Raw genomic sequence first — 18,640 nt, 5'->3', positions numbered from 1 at the left:
AAATCCAGATGGCATTTTACCAGTAATAGCTAAAGCTCCACTTACATAAGTAAGCTGAGCAATATCAAGAGCAGCATCAGTAGTTGCAGTTGTGATAGTTACAGTTCCAAGAACAGAAGCTATTTTTCCAGTTAATAATGTGATTGCAGCAATATAACCCGTATCATAACTAGCAGCTGTAGTGGTAACAATATTTAAATTACCATTGATAATGTAATTTGCAGGAGTACCATCAGTTTCAATTAATGTTTCTGCATAATCAAGTTCCGCTTGATTAGTAATCGACATATTACCATTAACAGAAGCTTGCGCCGCAAGTAACTCATCAAGAGCAGCTATAATTTGAACGACTTCTGCATTCAAATTAGTAACTTCAGTAAGCGCAGCAACATCTGCAGCAGTTAAAGCAGCAGTTTGAACGGCAGTTAGCTGAGATGTTAATGAAGCAACATTTGTGTTAACTCCAGCAATTTGAGTTGCAACAGACGTATCTAATGCAGCTAAATCAGCCGAAACTGCTGCAACATTAGTCAATACACCAGCTAATTCTGAAATTAAAACAGCTGTTTGAGCTACTTCAGCAGCTGTTTGAGCAACTGTTTGAGCAGTCAATTCTGTTCCAAGAGCATCTGTAGCTGCTGTTTGAGCAGCGTCAGCAGCTACTTGAGTAGCTGTTTGAGCAGCTAGAGCAGCAGCTGTAGCGGCTGCATCAGCAGTCAATTGTGTTCCAAGAGCATCTGTAGCAGCTGTTTGAGCAGCTGATTGAGTAGTTATGTTTGCTCCAAGAGCAGTTACTTGAGTTGCTAACGCAGCAACAGAATTAGCCACTGCAGTAACTTGAGCAGCAACACCAGCATCTAGTCCTGAAACCGTACTGGCTAATGCTGCAATATCAGCATTTAGACTGTCAAACTGATCATCATAATTTTGACATCCAACAGCTACAAGAGCAAGGGCCAAAATACTTAATAAACTTTTTTTCATTTGATAAAATTTAATTAATATTAATTATTTAAAATGATTCTATATTTTTAACGATATAATTTCATTCACACAATAAATACAAATATTGTGCCACAATTGATTCGTTGCTTAATAAAATGTTTTTATTTTAGTGTTAAGTTTATTTAATTGTTTTTCATTTGGATTAGCGAAATACATTATATCTTAACTACACATTCTTTAAATATATGAAAAAATTAAAAGTCATTACTCTTTGTCTCTTATTTATCAACTGTCAAAACTCAGTAAAAAAACTTACGCCTGAACAAATACATAATAAGATAATAACTATTGATACTCACGACGATATTGATGTAAATAATTTTACAGACAGCCTGAATTACACTTCAGACACTGAAACTCAGGTTAACTTGCCTAAAATGATTAAAGGGGGTTTAGATGTTTCCTGGTTTATAGTTTATACAGGACAGGGAGATTTAACTCCAGAAGGCTATAAAAAAGCCTCTGATAACGCAGAAGCTAAGTTTGATGCAATTGATCGTCTTGTAAATAAGTACGCTCCTGATCAAATAGAGCTTGCTAGATCAGCTGCAGATGTTAGAAGAATATGGAAGTCAGGGAAAAAAGTGGCAATGATTGGTGTTGAAAATGCATATCCGATGGGTCTTGATACTGCAAATATGAAACGATATTATGATCGTGGAGCCCGATACGTTTCTCTTGCTCACAATGGTCACAGTCAATTTGCAGATTCTAATACTGGAGAAAAAGATAGTATTTGGCTTTATGACGGGTTAAGTGATTTGGGGAGGCAGATGGTCGACAAGATGAACTACTATGGTATAATGATCGATTTATCACATCCATCCAAAAAGGCAAATCTAGAAATGCTTGCTCTTTCAAAAGCACCTGTTATAGCATCACATTCTTCAGCTAGAGCATTGTGTAATCATTCAAGAAATTTAGATGACGAGCAGCTATTAGCAATTAAAAAAAATGGAGGAGTAGTTCAAACAGTCGCTTTAGGGTCTTATTTAAATGCCGAAAAAGTCAAATCATTTAACACTCTTAGAGATAGTGTTTATCAAGAAACTGCTTCTCAATTAGGTGTTGAGATGATTTCGATGAGAAAATTAAGAGGGCTTCCTTTATCAGAAATATCAAAATATAGAGCTAGTTATAAAAAAGTAGTAGACGCCTCTAAAAATGCAATTGAAGCAATTAAAAAAATAGCGCCTCCAGTGAGCGTAGTTGATTTTGTAGACCACATAGACTATCTAGTGAAAATTATGGGTATAAACCATGTAGGAATCAGTTCAGATTTTGATGGCGGCGGTGGAATTGAGGGGTGGAGTGATGCTTCTGAAACTTTAAACGTCACAAAAGAATTAGTTAGTAGAGGGTACTCCGAAAAAGAAATAAAGAAAATTTGGGGAGATAACCTTTTAAGGGTAATGGAAGAAGTAGAAGGTGTGTCTAAACAGCTTCAAGGAAAATAATCTTATCCTCTATTATATAGGTATTCAAGTAAATCTCCAATTGCCAAACGAATCTCCTTTGTTGGGTTTTCAAAATGATTTACCATAATTGAAAAGACATACCAATTCCCTTTTCTTGAAATTATATAACCTGAAAGATTGTGATTATTTCTTAAGGTACCAGTTTTAGCATAAACAAATGGTGTTTCTCCTTTTTTGTAATATTCCTTTATAGTTCCTGATTTGCCTCCTGCCGAGAAATAAGATTGAATTCCTTTCAAACCAATCTGGTTATGTATTTTTTGAAGAACAGATACGATTGTTCTTGGAGTCATCATTGTATATCTTGATAATCCAGATCCATCAAACCACAAAAGAGGGTCTGGAATCCAAGAGTTCCAATCTTTTTTTAATTGATTTATGGCCTCTAGTGTTGAAAAACTATCATTTAACTCTTTGCTTATCATTAGAAGCAATGATTCAGAAATTAAATTATCAGAATCTTTTAAAATAGCTTCATAGATCCTTTTACTGTTTTTTGAATATAAAACCTTGTAAGTTAAAAGGGGCGCAGTTGAATTTATAACGTTGGAATCTAGTCCGTAATTTAAAAGACTAGCCGTTAACTTTTCAGATGTTTTAAAAGGAATATAAATTGAATCTCTTTGTAAGACCTTTTGAGAGTTTACTATAAAAGAGTTGGTCGACTCGCTCCTTATTATACTGTTATTTAACGATTTATCCTCTGATATTTTAAACAAAGGTGGATAAGCTAATATTTTGTTATCACTATTTTTTATAAATAGTGCAACATTTCCAAAAAGTGGTAAAATTGAGGTTTGAGCAGAAAAATAAAATGGATAATCATCCCAAGCCCATCCAGGCCCAAATCTAGGGAGATCAGATTGGCCATGATGATAAATAACTTTTTTGAAAGAATTTAAAAACTCCTCCAGATCATCATCAGGATATTTAGGATGAAAAAGAAGAGGGTAACCCGTTGATGAAATGTGTAACTCTTTATTAAAAAAAGAATAATTAATTATAGGCATGGAATCAAAAGTTTGGACTGCGCCTAAAAACGTTAAAAGCTTAGTGTTTGATGCTGGTGTCATGTATTTTGAAAACATTACACCCTTGATTTTTTTATCCGACCCTAAAGGCTGGACAGCCACGGCAACATGAGATCTTGAAAAAACTGGATTCTTATTTATTAATCTTGAAATTTTATTTGAACTTATTCTTTGACTAAAAATACTAGAAGTAATAAAAAAAATTAAAATAAATTTTCTCATGCACTAAAAATACAAAAACATAACGGTTGTATTTCCTGAGTTAATTTCTAAATGCATGTTGTTTTAAAAATAGCTTATAAATTAGCTGTAATTTAAAGTTTATGTATTTTTCAGAATCAGAAGAGTGGTTTGCAATTTTCATTTGTTTTATAATTGTCATTAGCTTTATAGCTAGTACAATTCAAAATATTCGTGAGACTATTTCTGAAGAAAAACAAAAACATAATAAACAAAAACAAGAAGAAGAAAAAGTAAAGGAGTTGATTAAATATATCGACACCAAGTCAGAACTAATAAATAGTGTTTTGGATGCCCAAGAAAAGATAGACGGCAAAAAAAAGTCTATTGATAATAATAATTCAGTATGAAAAAGGAAATTACTTTAAAAGAAGCCATTTTAGAATTTGAAAATAGAATTTCAAATGAAATGTATAATGACTCTGTTCACAAAATTAAATTAATGACAGCACGGGACATGATGGTTAAGCTTTTAAAGGGAGAATGACTAGTGTTTTTAGTTTTGAATATTTTATAAAATATAATTGATGGAATTAATACCAAGTAGTGGAATTACAATTGAATCTATTTTTAGAGGGGTTCTAGGCATGACTATTTTACTTGGTTTGTCTTATGCAATGAGTGTAAATAAAAAAGCCATTAAATGGAAGACTGTATTTTTAGGTCTTTTAATACAACTAACCATTGCAATAGGTGTTATAAAAATTACTTGGATATCAAATGTTTTTGAATTTTTTGGAAGTTTTTTTATTAAAATTTTAGAATATACACAAGCAGGAACCAACATGTTGTTGGGCGACTTTAGTGATGTTGAAAAAACAGGATATATATTTGCATTTCAGGTTCTTCCTGTTATCATTTTCTTTTCTGCCTTAACCTCAATTGGATATTATTTTGGGGTAATTCAAAAAATCGTAAGAGGCCTTGCCTGGGGGCTAACAAAACTTTTAAATATTACTGGTGCAGAAAGTCTCTCAGTTGCTGGAAACATATTCCTTGGTCAAACTGAAACACCACTTTTGATTAAAGCCTATCTAGAAAAAATGAATCGATCCGAGTTATTTTTGGTTATGGTTGGAGGGATGGCTACCGTAGCAGGAAGTGTGTTAGGGGCCTATATTGGTTTTTTGGGCGGTGATGACCCTGAAGCAAGATTAACTTTTGCAAAAAGCTTATTAGCTGCTTCTGTAATGGCAGCGCCAGGCGCTGTTGTTATTTCTAAAATCATTTACCCTCAAGTCGATGAGGTTAATACAGATATTTCAATCAGCAGCTCGCACATTGGAGAAAGTTTTCTTTCTGCAATATCAAAAGGAACAAGTGAAGGGGTTAAGATGGCTGTTAATGTGGCTGCAATGCTTTTAGTTTTTATTGCATTAATTGCTCTTGTAAATGGAGTGCTTCATTTTTTTGGTGAGATTGGTTTAAATAATTGGATATCTCAAAACACTCCATATACTGGACTCTCTGTTGAATTTATTTTAGGAATTCTTTTTTCACCTTTGATGTGGGCAATAGGTGTTTCTGGTTGTAATGACACTTTATTAATGGGACAGTTACTTGGTGTGAAAATAGCAGCGAGTGAATTCGTGGCTTATGTTCAATTAGCCGATCTAAAAAATATTGAAAGTGTTATTCGTTTTAATCATGAAAAGTCAGTTATAATGGCCACCTATATGCTATGTGGGTTCGCAAACTTTGCTTCTATTGGAATACAAATAGGAGGCGTTGGAATTATTGCTCCCAAAATAAAACACATTTTAATCGAGCTAGGATTCAAAGCTATGATTGCTGGAACATTAGTTTCACTTCTTTCTGCAACTATTGCAGGAATGCTAATTGGTTAATGCTTTAATTCATTTTTAGCTTTCTCCATGCCTTTTGAAGGAAAAATAAAGAAATTACAGATACAAAAAGTAATAAAAATGCAAAAGAATATTTTGCATAAATAAAATATCCTATTGAAAAAAGAATACTGTAAATAAACATACTTCCTAATATCATACAAATAATTCCATTAGGCACATCCCATGCCTCCTTTTTGCCAATAATATTAACCCCATCTTTAGCTGCTTGATCTACTACTTTTTTCCAACCAAAACCTCCTGGTTGAATTTTTTTGTAAAAACTTCTTAGTGTTTCTTCATCTTCTGGTTGAGTCATGAAAGTTACAACTACCCATGAAAATGTAGTGATCGATACTCCAATAATTAATTGATTTTCTGGAGATATAATTTCAAATCCAATCATTGGATGAATTATTTGTAGATAAAGAGCAACTAAAAATGAAATAATCATTGCTGAAATTTCACTATAAATATTAATTCGATACCAAAACCACCTAAGTATAAAAAGTAGTCCTGTACCTGCTCCAATTTGGAGTAATATAGAAAATGCTTGAAGTGCATTACTTAATAAAAGGGCCAATAAACAAGATAGAAGCATTAAAACAATTGTAGTAATACGCCCTAAAAAAATTAATTTTTTATCCGAGGCTTCTGGATTAAAAAACCTCTTATAAAAGTCATTGACCACATAAGAAGATCCCCAGTTAAGGTGAGATGCAATTGTGGACATAAATGCCGCTGCTAAAGAGGCTAGTAGTAACCCAAGAAGGCCTGGAGGTAACATGGTCATCATTGCTGGATATGCTAAATCATGTCCAATTATACCTTTATCTATATCAGGAAATGCCGTTTGTAAATCACTAAGATTTGGAAAAACAATTAAAGAAGCTAAAGCTATTAAAATCCATGGCCATGGTCTAACTGCATAATGCATAAAATTAAAAAGTAAAGTTGCCCACACAGCGTGATTTTCATCTTTTGCAGATAACATTCTTTGGGCAACATATCCTCCTCCTCCTGGTTCAGCTCCTGGATACCAGACACTCCACCATTGAACAGCTATAGGAAGTAAAAAAACAACTAAAAACAGTTCTTTATCTGAGACGTCCGGAATTAAGTCAAGTTTAGGTACTATATCAGGGTGAGATATGAGAGCATTTAGACCACCAATTTCAGGGAGATTAACAATTACAATTGCGGCCCAAAAAGTTGCTACCATCGCCAAAGTAAACTGAAAAAAATCAGTCATAATTACTCCCTTAAGTCCTCCTAGGGAGCTATAGACGACTGTTACACTAGAAGCAATCAAAAGAGTTTGAACAGGAGTTAAGCCCAGCATCACGCTTCCAATCTTAATTCCAGCCAAACAAACTGTAGCCATAATCATAACATTAAAAAAAACTCCTAAATAAATCGCTCTAAAACCTCTTAAAAAAGCAGCTCCTTTCCCTCCATATCTCATTTCATAAAACTCTAAATCAGTGAGCACTTCTGATCTTCTCCATAATTTGGCATAAACGAATACTGTTAACATTCCTGTTAGTAAAAATGCCCACCAAACCCAATTACCAGAAACACCATTTGTACGAACAATATCTGTAACAAGGTTTGGTGTGTCAGCAGAAAAGGTTGTTGCTACCATTGAAATTCCAAGTAGCCACCAGGGCATGTTTCTCCCTGATAGAAAAAACTCATTCACGCTACTACCTGCCTTTTTAGAAGCAAAAAAACCAATAGATAAAAGTATTATGAAAAAAATAACAAGAATTGACCAATCGATAATTTCGAGTTTCATATTTTAAATTTTTTAAACGCATAAGTTATATTTTTAATTTTTTATAACTACAAAAACTTAAATAAAAGTTTATTACTTAGTTTTAAGTTTTTGTTAAAGAGTTTGTTAAGATTCTATATTTTTTGTTTTTTATGAAACTATTAAAATATATTTGAGAATATTTAGATAAATGACAACCACTTTTAATTTTAAGGCTATTCATAATTTGATTTCTTTGATCATCATCTTATTTTCTTTGAATATATTTTCTCAATCTGAAAAAAGTGAAAAAGTTATTATAGTTCCTGAAGAAAAATCTCCCTTGTTATTAAGTCCAAAAAAAAATATGTCTCTCAATTTTAAATTGAATGATTTGACTCCAAATAAAGAAAACAATTCAAATATAAATATGATGGATCAAGAAGAGTTTATCGATCCAAACGAATACTATACATCTAGAATGAATAGAAAACAAGGAGAAAAGAATAAGGTTGTTGATTACTCCCAAAATGATCTGTATTTAGGAGATTTTAAGACTGGAGATCAAAATATTAATGTAGTCTTTAGAGATCATGAATATCCTGATGGAGATATGATTCAAATAAGAGTTAATGATAAAGTTGTCATGGGCAGCATATTACTTGAAGAGAGTTTTAAAGGAGTAAATATTGAGTTAGAAGAGGGTTTTAATCGAATTGATTTTATTGCCTTGAATCAAGGTGAGAGTGGTCCTAATACTGCTGAACTTAAAGTTTATACTCATTCAGGAAAACTAGTAGGTTCAAATCGCTGGAATCTAGCAACTGGTGTAAAAGCAACATATATAGTTGTAAAAGAATAGGGAGTTTTTGTAAATTTCCCAAATGAAAGAAATAATTTCATCTCTAGAATTATTACTCTCCCAATTGATTGCTCCATTAGAATGGATAATGTTATTTTTTGTTCTTGGAGGTGGTCTTTTTCTTTTATTTTATTCAAGAGCTTATCCACTTACACAAATAAAAAAAGCTTTTGGTTTATTAATTAAAAAAGAAGAAAATCAAGGAATTTCAAGATTTCAAGCATTATCAGCTGTTCTTGCTGCAACCGTGGGTTTAGGAAATATTTCAGGCGTTGCTATTGCTATTCATATGGGTGGACCAGGTGTTTTAATCTGGATGTGGCTAACGGCTATAATTGGATCCATAATAAAGTTTTTTTCATGTACTTTATCTGTTCAGCTTAGAGAAAAAGAATCAAATGGAGATCCATTGGGAGGACCAATGTATTACATGACTTTAGGAATTAAAAAATGGGGTAAACCATTGGCTATATTTTTTTCTATTGCAGGTATTTTCGGTGTGCTTCCAGCATTTACAGCTAATCAATTAACCCAAACATTCATGAATGTAATTGAGCCAAATCAATATGTTTTATTAGGTGATTTGGGATGGAAAATTTTAATAGGTATAATTTTATCAATTATAAGCGCTACAGTTATTTTTGGAGGCCTAAAGTCAATAGTTAAGGTTACCTCAAACCTAGTTCCGTTTATGGTTTTTTTATATTTTTTAATGGGAGTTTTTATTTTAATGAATAACGCCTCTGATATCATACCCACATTCAAACTGATCTTTTTTGAGGCATTTAATACAAATACTGCTGTTACTGGTGGCTTTTGGGGCTTAGTGATATTAGGTGTTCGACGTGCAGTATTTTCTAATGAAAGTGGTGTTGGAAACGCACCCATGTACCATGGCCAATCTCAAAGTTCTAAAGGAACAGATGAAGGATTGGTTGCAATGTTAGGCCCTTTACTTGACACGGTACTAGTTTGTAGTATAACAGGATTAATTGTAATCATAAGTGGTGCTTATAAAATACCTGAGCTCAATGGAATTGTTCTTACTCTAGAGGCTTTTAGAATATTATTTTTTGGATTCGGTGATGTTTTACTTTTATTTGTGGTTTCTGTTTTTGGAATTTCCACCTTATTGACCTATTCATATTATGGAGTTAAATGTTTTGGTTTTTTAACACATCCTAAATGGGGTCGTTTTTATAACTATTTTTATATAGGCAGCATAGTTCTTTCGGCTATAGTTACAGTAGAGGTTGTAATAGGTGTAATTGATCTAGCATTTGCACTTATGTGTATACCAAACATGATAGCTATTCTTTGGCTATCTCCCCATGTAAAAAAAGAAATGCAGTCACGTAAGTGGATTTAAATTATTGTTGACCTATCGGTGGAGGTCCATCGGGTAACATTCCTTTATATATGTAATCTCCTTTTCTAGTTTTAAACTCTTTTTTAACTTCATCAATAAGTTTTGGGTTTGTAAACATATCTACCATTGTCATACTTAAAGCTTTTGCAGCTTGCATCATGCCTTTATGACCTATTGACATTCCACCACATGCTACAACTGCCCATGAATGCCATGGCGTTCCTATTGGAGCTGTTGTTGCGCCCATTCTAACTACAGGAACTATATAGCTGACGTCTCCAACATCAGTTGATCCTCCACCTGGATGCTCAAGTGTTTCTCTTAAAGACTTGATTTTACCATCAATCCCTAGTTTAGGTTTCATAGTAGCCTCTTGAATTTGATAAGCGAAATCAAGTTCATCCTGTGTGTAATTGATATCTCCCAAAATCTCAAGATTTTTTTGAATAGCTCTACCTCCAGCTCTATTTGGAAGGAGTTCGTGAATTCCAGAAACTAAACGAACACTGTGCTCAACATTCGCCAGAATAGCAGCTCCACTTGCCATTTTTTTTACTTGTTCATAAACAGGGGTCATACCCTCTCGTTTTGTGTCTCTAACACGAACCCAAATTCTAGAATAATCAGGAACTACATTTACAACTTTTCCAGCATCTTGAATGTCATAATGTATTCTTACTGTTGGTTTTATATGTTCTCTGTAAGAGTTTATTCCATGAGTATAAAGCTCTAAGGCATCCGAAGCACTTCGACCATTCCAAGGGTCAGCTGAAGCATGGGCAGATTGTCCATAAAATTCAACTATAAAATCAACCAATGCAAGTGAGGTCTGAACATCAGCCTCAGTACTGTCAGAGGGGTGCCAATCTAAGCAAACATCTAAATCATCAAATAATCCTGCCCTAGCCATCCAAAGTTTTCCAAAAAACTTCTCTTCTGCTGGGGTTCCATAAAACTTCACGGTTCCTTTTAACTTACCTTGCTCTATTAATTTTTTTATTGACACCGCTGCCCCTAAACTTGCCGTTCCAAATAAATTATGTCCACATCCATGACCTGGGGCTCCTTCAATAATTGGATCTTTATTAGAAGAAGTTTTTTGTGATAATCCAGGTAAGGCATCAAACTCTCCTAAAATTCCTATTACAGGACTACCTGAACCATATGAAGCAATAAATGCGGTTGGTGTCTCCGCAACTCCTTCTTCAACATTAAATCCGTTTTCTTTTGCATATTTAATTAATGCTTGTGAAGAAATAGATTCCTGAAATGCAATTTCGGCAGCACCCCATATTGCATCACTAATCTTTATTAACTCTATTGACTCGTCATTTAATGATTTTATTACTTCATTTTTTAATTTTTTAATTTTTTGAGCATAAATAGAACTAGTAAAAAGTAATAGAAAAGTTATAAGTTTTAATTTCATGGTATTTAATATAAAAATGATTATTAATTACTAAAGTTAAGACTTTGGTTTTTTTTCAATCAATAATATTAGTATTAAAATTCCAATAATTCCAAAAAAGAAGCCTAATAAGAACCCTAATTGCCTACTTCTATTTTTCTTTTCAGCTAGATAAGCTCCCCAGGATCCCAATGCAACTCCAATTGCCATTGAAAAATAAAAAAAAGAATTACTCATTGCTTTTTAAATTTTAAACTCACTTTTGAGAAAATCGCATAAAGAAGAACTCCGAAAGGGCCCAACATAAAAGTACAAGTCAAAGGAATAATAATAACTATATGAGATATTTTTCTTTTCTGAGCATTTTGAAGTATCCATGCACCCATCCAGAAATCAAAAGCTAAATAATGTATCCAGCCAGCAGCAGCTGATTCTGGTGTAGAGTTTTTGAAAAGTTCTAGGATTCCATCCAATGATGAAAAATCTGCTTGAAATATATTAGGAACTTGACCTAAGAAAAAAACATAACCAAAACTCAAAATTAATGGTACATAAGGGTAGCTTATCATTTTCTGAGTGATGTTACTCTTAGGGGTAAAAATCATCAAAGCCCAAAAAAATATCATTGATGTATTAATTATTGTAAAGATTAATGATGTCATAAGTTTTTGTAGTCTAAAAAATATTACCTTGAAGAAGGTGTTATAAAAAATCAATGTTGATCTTCAAAGATATAAAAGGAAATAGAATTGATCCACTAGAACACACACTGACTCTATTAAAAGAATTTCCTTATCTACAGATTCATATAGGTGCCGATTCACAAAATTTAGGTAAAAAAACTGTTTACTGTACTGTTATTGCATACAGGTTAGGCAATAGAGGAGTTCATTATATATTAAATAAGAGAAAACAGATTATTATAAAAGATATGTGGAGCAGGTTGTGGCATGAAGCAGAGTTGAGTATTGATACTGCTGAATGGTTAAAACAACAAATAAAAGTAAATATTGAAATTGATATGGATTATAACGATAATGAAGCTTATGAATCAAATAAATTAATTTCTGCTGCAAAAGGTTGGGCTAATTCGTTGGGCTATAAAGTCAATGTTAAACCTCAAATACAGATTGCAACGAGAGCTGCAGATTACAACTGCAAATAAAATAATAGTTACTTGTCTTTTTATTGAGAATCGTTTAATTTGTAAACAATGAAAAATGTAATTCTTATATGTCCCTTATTAGAAAGAAAGAAATGGATTACTATTTTTAAAAAATTAATACCTGATTGGGAAATACAATCACTAGAAAGTATTGAAAATAAAGATTTAATTGATACTGCGCTAGTTTGGAATCATCCTAGAGGGATTTTAAAAAAATTCAAGAATCTTAGCTTAATTTGTTCTCTTGGTGCAGGAGTTGATCATCTAATTTCCGACCCAGACATTCCGAAGAGAATTAAAATTACAAGAATAGTAGACCCTCTCCTTTCCTTTTCGATGTCTAATTATATAATTATGGCTGTTCTTCAATATCATCGAAAGTTTGATAAATATATAGAAGATCAAAAAAATAAAATTTGGGATCATGATTTAAGTCCTGAAATTAACATCTCTATTGGTGTTCTTGGATTAGGGAACCTTGGAGGGGACGCTGCTATTAAACTTAAAAATATTGGTTTTGAAGTTTATGGATATAGTCCTAGTCCAAAACAAATAGATGGTGTCAGGTGTTTCTCTGGAGATCAAATGAGTGCGTTTTTAAAAAAAATAAATATTTTAGTTTGTACTGTTCCGTATACTCCGAAAACTCATAATCTTCTATCTGAAAAACTTTTTAATCAATTGCAAAACCCTACTTACCTAATAAATGTTGCAAGAGGTAAAGTTCAAAATGAAGCAGATATTATAAATGCTATTGATAAAGGATCTCTTACTGGAGCATTTTTAGATGTTTTTGAAAAAGAACCACTTCCTGCTTCAAGTCCACTTTGGAATAATAAGAAAATAAAAATAACACCGCATATAGCCAGTGTTACAAACGCTGAGGCTGGAGCAAAGCAAATAATAGAAAATTATAAAAGAAACTTAAAGAGTGAAACCCTAATTAACGAAATTAATTTAGAAAAAGGGTACTAGCTGTTTTTTATTGCCACACCTATTTTTTCTGGACCAAAACGAACAACATCAGTAACCGGAAGGTTGGTTTCTGATTCCCAAAAATCAATTGCTTTTTGAGCGGAGACAGAATCTAGTTTAACCGTATTTAATGATATTCCAACAACCTTAGTCTCTGGAAAGACTCCACAGGCTTTCACCAGTGATTCATTTAACTCTATAACTTCATTTAAATTAGGGATTTTTACGTGCTCTACTGGGGGTCTTAAATTAGTCAAATCAGCCCGATGGCATAAGATTAAATGTGTGGGACAACTACCTCTCATTAATGGTAAAGTGGCTGAACTTCCTGGGTGTAATAATGATCCTTGACCTTCAATAAAAACCCAATCACTTTTGGATTCTTCCATAACTATTTTTTCAACTGCACCACAGGCATGATCTAATTTATATGCATCCAGCGGTATGCCATTTCCTGTAACTGTAATTCCTATTTGACCCGTCGCTATAAAACTACTTTTAATTTTGTTCTGTTTAGCCCACTCGTTCAACTCAAGACTTGTGGTCATTTTACCAGAAGCCATATCTGTGCCTACACATAATATTCTCTTATTATTTATTTTAAGAGCCTTACCTGTTGCTATTTGGGGGATAAACTGTGGGATTCTAACATCCCATATCCATTGATTACTAGCCAATGAGTTTTTATATTTTATAGCTAATTCATCGTGAAGACCATTAATAATTGATAAGCCTTTAAGTATTGCGCTATCTATTATAGAAAACCACGATTCAGGAATTTTCCCACCAGAATTTGCAATTCCAAGAAGAAGAACTTCTGCTCCATGGAAAATAGCAGCATCAAGGTTATCTACAACTGGAACACTTCTATTAATAGGAAGACAATCTCTAGTATTCTTTCCGGTATTTTCAGAATCAATTACAGCGACAATTGGATTTGGTAGATACCTCAGGGCTCCATAACCCATTTTACCATTTTCTGTGAATAAATGACCTTCCATGTATATGGCAACTTTTGAGGAGCTATGCAGCATTATGTTTGGTTTTCATTCGTTAAAAATGCTCCATGACCTGGAGCTATTCTTGGCATTGTGACTCCATTAATCATTTTTGCTCCTGATGCTGGATCTGGTTTAAGATTATAATGAGAATCAAGATCAATATGGTCAATGTGACCAGAAATAGATGCTGCAGCAGAAATGGAGATAGAAGATTCACTCATACATCCAATCATTGTTTCAAGTCCATAAGCTTTAGCGGTGGATAAAACTCTCAACCCTTCTGTTATTCCTCCACTCTTCATTAATTTTAAATTAACTCCATCTACCCATTCTGAATACTCAATAATATTTTGAGAAAATCGACATGATTCATCAACAAATATTGGTAATAATCTATTTTCATATAATGTTTTAAGATCTTTTTCCTTTCCTTCAGCTAAAGGTTGTTCAACATAATCACATTCTCTTTTTGACAACCATTCGATCATGTGTTTTGCCTTTTCAGTATCCCACCCCCCATTTGCATCAACTCGAAGACTAATATTGTATGGTTTTATACTTTCTAAAACTTGGTTATACATGTTTTTGTCAGCGTCAATTCCTTCTGGAGATCCTAATTTAACTTTAAGATACTTTGCCGAACTTCCATCAAATAAAAGAGGAATTCTGTCTTTAGCAGACTCAGGACTCATGATTCCAAGAGTTACGGATGTTTTTGATTTAGGGAGCGGTAATCCAAGTAAATCATGAAGTGGCATGTTTGCTTTTTTAGCTTTCCAATCCCATAGAGCTATATCTAAACCTGCATATGAACAAGGAGAGGTTTTTAATTCACGACTGATATATTCTATTTCAGAAATTGACTTATCATTAATATTAGTTTCAACAAGTCTTTGAAGTTCTGAAATCACTTGTTCTGGATTTTGAGCTCCCTCATTTCTTCCAGGTGCAGATTCACCCCAGCCAATAATACCCTCTTTTTCAACTCTTACAAAAACATTATAGGAGTCACCATGAACTCCTCGACTTATTGCTAGAGGAAATCTTTTTTGTAATAAAGCCTTATGGAAACTAACTTTCATTGAATAAACTTTTAATTATAAAAACATAAGCTTTAATTAAATTAAAAATATCTTTGTGTTTATATGTAAATCTAATAAAGAATTTTAAACCTTTATTAAATTTTCTTGTCAAAGAGATAGTTATTTATTTAAAACACACATTAATTAAAATGAAAAAATTACTACTAATCCTTTTATTTATTCCAGTTTTTTTGAATGCCCAAAAAAAAATTACTGGTACTGTTGTAGACGCTGATAACAAACCTTTGATGGGAGTTAAAGTAATCGTTGAGGGAAGTAAAAGTGAAGCCTTAACTGAATCTAATGGAGCATTTTCATTGACAACAAACGAAAAGGGTAATTTACTATTTTCTAAAGTTGGTTTTTCAGGACAGTCTCTAACTTTTGATCAATCTACATATACAGTAAATATTACAATGAATAATGTTAAAAATATCATTGGTAAGGATAAAAAAACCAACTCACTAAGAAATATGAAAATAGTTTCTGGTAGAGATTTGGTTGAGGTTATTGCAGGAAGAATAGCTGGATCAAAAATAAAAACAGATTCAAGAGGTAATAAGAATATTTCAATAAGAGGAAGACAATCATTTAAATCCTCAGATGCAGTTATATGGGAAGTCAATGGGATGATCTATAATTCTCCTCCACCTCTCGATATTTCGCAAGTGCGTTATTTAGAGGTTTTAAGAGGTCTAGCTAGCGCTAACAAATACGGCTCTCTAGGTGGCGCTGGAGTTATTATTTTAAAAACTGAAGTTACTGACGCTGAATATGAAAGTTCTCAGAATCTATGGAATTCACCACCCCCGATGACCAAAGAGGAAAGAAAAGCACTTAGTGCAGAGAGAAAAGCAAAACGTCTTGCGAGAAAAGCAAAGAATAAGAAAAATTAGAAATTATATTTTGGCTTCTTTTTAAAGAAGAACTTAACTAAAGAAAAAACAATTTTAATACGGCTTTATCCTCCATTTATAAAATCATTATATTACAAAATGGATTTTATTAAAAAATTGGTCATTGTAATTTGTTTGTTTGTTTTTTTTAAATGCGATTCTGATATTACTCAAAACAAAAAGTTATCTGACATTGAATCCTTGCAACTCAAAGCCTCTTTTGTCGATTTAAAAAACAAAAAAGTTGATTTAACATCCTTCAAAGGAAAAAAGGTTATAATTAATTATTGGGCTACTTGGTGTAGTCCATGCATTAAAGAAATGCCGGGTATGATTAAAGCACAACAGGTTTTAAAAGATTATAACTATAAATTTTTACTAGTTTCTGATGAAAATATTTCAAAAATCTCTAAGTTTAAAAATGATAAGAAATATGATTTTAATTTTTTAAAATCTGTTGGTTCAAATGAAATATTTGGTGTCTATTCTTTACCTACATCATATATTTTCAATGAGAAAGGAATAAAAATTGAAACTATAGTCGGAACAGTTGTTTGGGATTCCGAAAAAATGATAAATAAATTAAAAGCACTTTAATATGAAAAAAGTAAATTTACTTTTCTGTATACTCACTTTAATTTCTTGCACAACAAAAGAAATTTTTATTGAAGATATTCCCCTATCATATCACAATAATAATGCACAACCTAATTTAGTTTCTTACAATGGAACTTTATCATTATCATGGATATCTTCTGAACAAGATAATAATGCCTCTTTACATTTTAGTCAACTTAAAAATGGAAAATGGATTGAACCTCAAAAAATTGCTGATGGCTCTGACTGGTTTGTTAATTGGGCTGATTTTCCAGCTCATGCAATTAACGAGGATTTAATACTTACAAGCTATTTAAAGAAATCAGATTCTGGAACATACACTTATGATGTCCTTTTGAATCTTCGAAAACTAACTGGAGAAAAAATAAAAGAAGACTTTTTATTAAACACTGATGGTGTAAAAGCAGAACACGGTTTTGTAAGTATTATCCCTAATAAAAAAGGATTTTTCGTAACCTGGTTAGACGGAAGAAATACAATAGAAAAAAAATCTGATGGGGAGCACAAACCAATGACGATTCGTTTTGCTGAAATCTCTAACACTGGAGATATTATAAATGAAAGTGAACTCGATGCAGCAGCCTGTGATTGTTGCCAGACATCAATAGCGAATACCAGTGATGGTCCAATTGTTGTTTACAGGGACAGAAGTGATAAAGAAGTAAGGGATGTTTATAGTGTGCGAAACATAAATGGGGTTTGGGAAGATCCCAATCCAGTTCATAACGATGGCTGGATAATTAATGGATGTCCTGTAAACGGACCTAAAGTTGCTTCTAACTCAAAAAATCTTGCTATCGCATGGTTTACTGCATCTAATGGCAATCCTTTGGTTAACGTTTCATTTTCAAAAAATAATGGAGCTTCATTTGATAAACCAATAAAAATTAATGATGTTAATGCCATAGGAAGAGTGGATATTGCTTTTCTAAATGATGATGAGGCAATAGTTAGTTATATGGAGGTTGACGATGCTGGAACCTATTTAAGAATTAAAAAAGTTTCAGTAAACAGAAGGATTTCGCAGCCAATTACAATATCTAAAATTGATGGAGGAAGAAATACAGGAGTCCCTCAGTTAGAAATAATCAATAATGAAATATTTATTGTTTGGACTATTTTTGTAGAAGGAATGAATCAGTTAAAATCTATAAAATTAAGTTCGAAAAATATCTAGAATACCCTCAGCGAATGGATTCCTTTAATCACAAAAATGTATTTTAAGTTTCTCATTTGTCTCTTTTCTTAATTAAAAGTTTCAATATAATTAGACTTGTCAATACTCCGGATAAATTAGCTATTATATCTAAAAAATCAAAAACACGATTATTGGTTAAAACTGGTTGTGAAAACTCAATAATTACACCAACAATTAAACAAATTGTAAAAACAATAGTATTTGGATTTTCAAAAAAATATTTTCTAAAATACATGGATAAACTTACAGCCTGAAAACCATAAAGAATAAAATGTCCGATTTTATCTAGGTGAGGAATGATTGGAGAAAATTCATCACTGCCTGGCATAATAAAAAAACTTAAATAAATTATTGTGAGAAAGTTTAAAACAGAAACAAATTGCCAATTAATTTTTTCAGTATTCATAATTAGATTTAAAAATGCTAATTTAATTAATACCCCATTATATTTGTAATAAAAAATATAATGTTCAATTCATCAAAGGGTTTCGATAAGATAGATCTTCATGGAATTCGTCACAAGGAAGCTATGGAGATGGTTCGAGATGAACTTGATCAAAAAAAAAATCAAGGATCATTTTCACTAACTGTTATAACTGGAAATTCTTCTGTTCTACAAAACCGAATATTTAAAGAAATTCTTGAATATACTCCTTACAATTACTATGTGCCATCTTGGAATTTAGGTCAAATTATTGTAGAATATGTAGTC

General features: G+C 32.4%; 21 protein-coding genes. 12 read left to right on the top strand and 9 right to left on the bottom strand.

Annotation, left to right across the window (positions count from 1 at the left end; all coding sequences use genetic code 11):
- Positions 1-984: hypothetical protein (locus AC34EU_RS07900; protein ID WP_489696166.1), on the bottom strand; the 984-nt coding region annotated here is incomplete at its 3' end.
- A gap of 206 nt (positions 985-1,190) precedes the next feature.
- Here AC34EU_RS07900 and AC34EU_RS07895 point away from each other — a divergent pair.
- On the top strand, positions 1,191-2,462 hold the full coding sequence (locus AC34EU_RS07895) for a dipeptidase (protein WP_487534173.1): 1,272 nt from the start codon (positions 1,191-1,193) through the stop codon (positions 2,460-2,462).
- Between the two features lie 2 nt (positions 2,463-2,464).
- On the opposite strand, the gene AC34EU_RS07890 is transcribed toward AC34EU_RS07895, so the two are convergent.
- Positions 2,465-3,736 carry a D-alanyl-D-alanine carboxypeptidase gene (locus tag AC34EU_RS07890; RefSeq protein WP_489666780.1) on the bottom strand — a complete coding sequence of 424 codons (1,272 nt, stop codon included), beginning with the start codon at positions 3,734-3,736 and terminating at the stop codon, positions 2,465-2,467.
- Positions 3,737-3,837: 101 nt separating this feature from the next.
- Here AC34EU_RS07890 and AC34EU_RS07885 point away from each other — a divergent pair, with 101 nt between their 5' ends.
- The 3 genes from AC34EU_RS07885 to AC34EU_RS07875 are packed head-to-tail and all read left to right on the top strand — an operon-like array spanning position 3,838 to position 5,601.
- Positions 3,838-4,104, top strand: a complete 267-nt coding sequence (locus tag AC34EU_RS07885; RefSeq protein ID WP_487534175.1) for a hypothetical protein — start codon at positions 3,838-3,840, stop codon at positions 4,102-4,104.
- Positions 4,101-4,241 carry a hypothetical protein gene (locus tag AC34EU_RS07880; protein WP_487534176.1) on the top strand — a complete coding sequence of 47 codons (141 nt, stop codon included), beginning with the start codon at positions 4,101-4,103 and terminating at the stop codon, positions 4,239-4,241. The genes AC34EU_RS07885 and AC34EU_RS07880 overlap by 4 nt, the downstream gene beginning before the upstream one ends.
- A 40-nt stretch (positions 4,242-4,281) precedes the next feature.
- A complete protein-coding gene (locus AC34EU_RS07875) occupies positions 4,282-5,601 on the top strand; it encodes a NupC/NupG family nucleoside CNT transporter (RefSeq protein WP_487534177.1) in 1,320 nt (439 codons plus the stop codon).
- 4 nt (positions 5,602-5,605) lie between these two features.
- Here AC34EU_RS07875 and AC34EU_RS07870 read toward each other — a convergent pair whose 3' ends face one another.
- Positions 5,606-7,396, bottom strand: a complete 1,791-nt coding sequence (locus AC34EU_RS07870; RefSeq protein ID WP_487534178.1) for a sodium:solute symporter family protein — start codon at positions 7,394-7,396, stop codon at positions 5,606-5,608.
- Positions 7,397-7,565: 169 nt separating this feature from the next.
- Here AC34EU_RS07870 and AC34EU_RS07865 point away from each other — a divergent pair, with 169 nt between their 5' ends.
- Positions 7,566-8,216, top strand: coding sequence for a hypothetical protein (locus AC34EU_RS07865; RefSeq protein ID WP_487534179.1), 651 nt, complete (start codon positions 7,566-7,568; stop codon positions 8,214-8,216).
- A 22-nt stretch (positions 8,217-8,238) separates the two neighbouring features.
- On the top strand, positions 8,239-9,585 hold the full coding sequence (locus AC34EU_RS07860; RefSeq protein WP_487534180.1) for an alanine/glycine:cation symporter family protein: 1,347 nt from the start codon (positions 8,239-8,241) through the stop codon (positions 9,583-9,585).
- A gap of 1 nt (position 9,586) precedes the next feature.
- On the opposite strand, the gene AC34EU_RS07855 is transcribed toward AC34EU_RS07860, so the two are convergent.
- From AC34EU_RS07855 to AC34EU_RS07845, 3 genes are read right to left on the bottom strand one after another with little or no spacing between them, the layout of a single operon-like run.
- Positions 9,587-11,014 (bottom strand): amidohydrolase, encoded by a 1,428-nt coding sequence (locus AC34EU_RS07855; protein ID WP_487534181.1) that lies wholly within the window; start codon positions 11,012-11,014, stop codon positions 9,587-9,589.
- Between the two features lie 36 nt (positions 11,015-11,050).
- Entirely contained in the window at positions 11,051-11,230 is a 180-nt protein-coding gene (locus tag AC34EU_RS07850) for a hypothetical protein (protein WP_487534182.1), read from the bottom strand.
- A complete protein-coding gene (locus tag AC34EU_RS07845) occupies positions 11,227-11,655 on the bottom strand; it encodes an ABA4-like family protein (protein ID WP_487534183.1) in 429 nt (142 codons plus the stop codon). Before AC34EU_RS07845 ends, AC34EU_RS07850 begins: the two co-directional genes overlap by 4 nt.
- Positions 11,656-11,708: 53 nt before the next feature.
- On the opposite strand from AC34EU_RS07845, the gene AC34EU_RS07840 reads away from it, so the two are divergent.
- A complete protein-coding gene (locus tag AC34EU_RS07840; RefSeq protein ID WP_487534184.1) occupies positions 11,709-12,158 on the top strand; it encodes a ribonuclease H-like YkuK family protein in 450 nt (149 codons plus the stop codon).
- A 48-nt stretch (positions 12,159-12,206) separates the two neighbouring features.
- Positions 12,207-13,133 carry a 2-hydroxyacid dehydrogenase gene (locus AC34EU_RS07835; RefSeq protein WP_487534185.1) on the top strand — a complete coding sequence of 309 codons (927 nt, stop codon included), beginning with the start codon at positions 12,207-12,209 and terminating at the stop codon, positions 13,131-13,133.
- Here the strand turns inward: AC34EU_RS07835 and AC34EU_RS07830 are convergent.
- Both AC34EU_RS07830 and AC34EU_RS07825 read right to left on the bottom strand, forming a co-directional pair.
- Complete coding sequence (locus tag AC34EU_RS07830) at positions 13,130-14,167, bottom strand: N-acetyltransferase DgcN family protein (RefSeq protein WP_487534186.1); 1,038 nt, start codon at positions 14,165-14,167, stop codon at positions 13,130-13,132. The genes AC34EU_RS07835 and AC34EU_RS07830 overlap by 4 nt on opposite strands.
- Positions 14,167-15,216 carry an enolase C-terminal domain-like protein gene (locus AC34EU_RS07825; protein WP_487534187.1) on the bottom strand — a complete coding sequence of 350 codons (1,050 nt, stop codon included), beginning with the start codon at positions 15,214-15,216 and terminating at the stop codon, positions 14,167-14,169. Before AC34EU_RS07825 ends, AC34EU_RS07830 begins: the two co-directional genes overlap by 1 nt.
- A 149-nt stretch (positions 15,217-15,365) precedes the next feature.
- Here AC34EU_RS07825 and AC34EU_RS07820 point away from each other — a divergent pair, with 149 nt between their 5' ends.
- From AC34EU_RS07820 to AC34EU_RS07810, 3 genes are all read left to right on the top strand, one after another.
- Complete coding sequence (locus AC34EU_RS07820; protein WP_487534188.1) at positions 15,366-16,112, top strand: carboxypeptidase-like regulatory domain-containing protein; 747 nt, start codon at positions 15,366-15,368, stop codon at positions 16,110-16,112.
- Positions 16,113-16,211: 99 nt separating this feature from the next.
- Entirely contained in the window at positions 16,212-16,709 is a 498-nt protein-coding gene (locus AC34EU_RS07815) for a TlpA family protein disulfide reductase (protein WP_487534189.1), read from the top strand.
- Position 16,710: 1 nt separating this feature from the next.
- Entirely contained in the window at positions 16,711-17,907 is a 1,197-nt protein-coding gene (locus AC34EU_RS07810) for a sialidase (protein ID WP_487534190.1), read from the top strand.
- A 52-nt stretch (positions 17,908-17,959) separates the two neighbouring features.
- Here the strand turns inward: AC34EU_RS07810 and AC34EU_RS07805 are convergent, their stop codons facing one another.
- Positions 17,960-18,361, bottom strand: coding sequence for a VanZ family protein (locus AC34EU_RS07805; protein WP_489696167.1), 402 nt, complete (start codon positions 18,359-18,361; stop codon positions 17,960-17,962).
- 33 nt (positions 18,362-18,394) lie between these two features.
- Here AC34EU_RS07805 and AC34EU_RS07800 point away from each other — a divergent pair.
- Positions 18,395-18,640 (top strand): Smr/MutS family protein (locus AC34EU_RS07800; protein WP_489696165.1); only part of this gene is annotated, 246 nt, incomplete at its 3' end.

The organism is Candidatus Marivariicella framensis, assembly GCF_982709265.1.
Note: the sequence above shows the minus strand (reverse complement) of the source record. Positions and strands in the feature narration are given on the sequence as shown.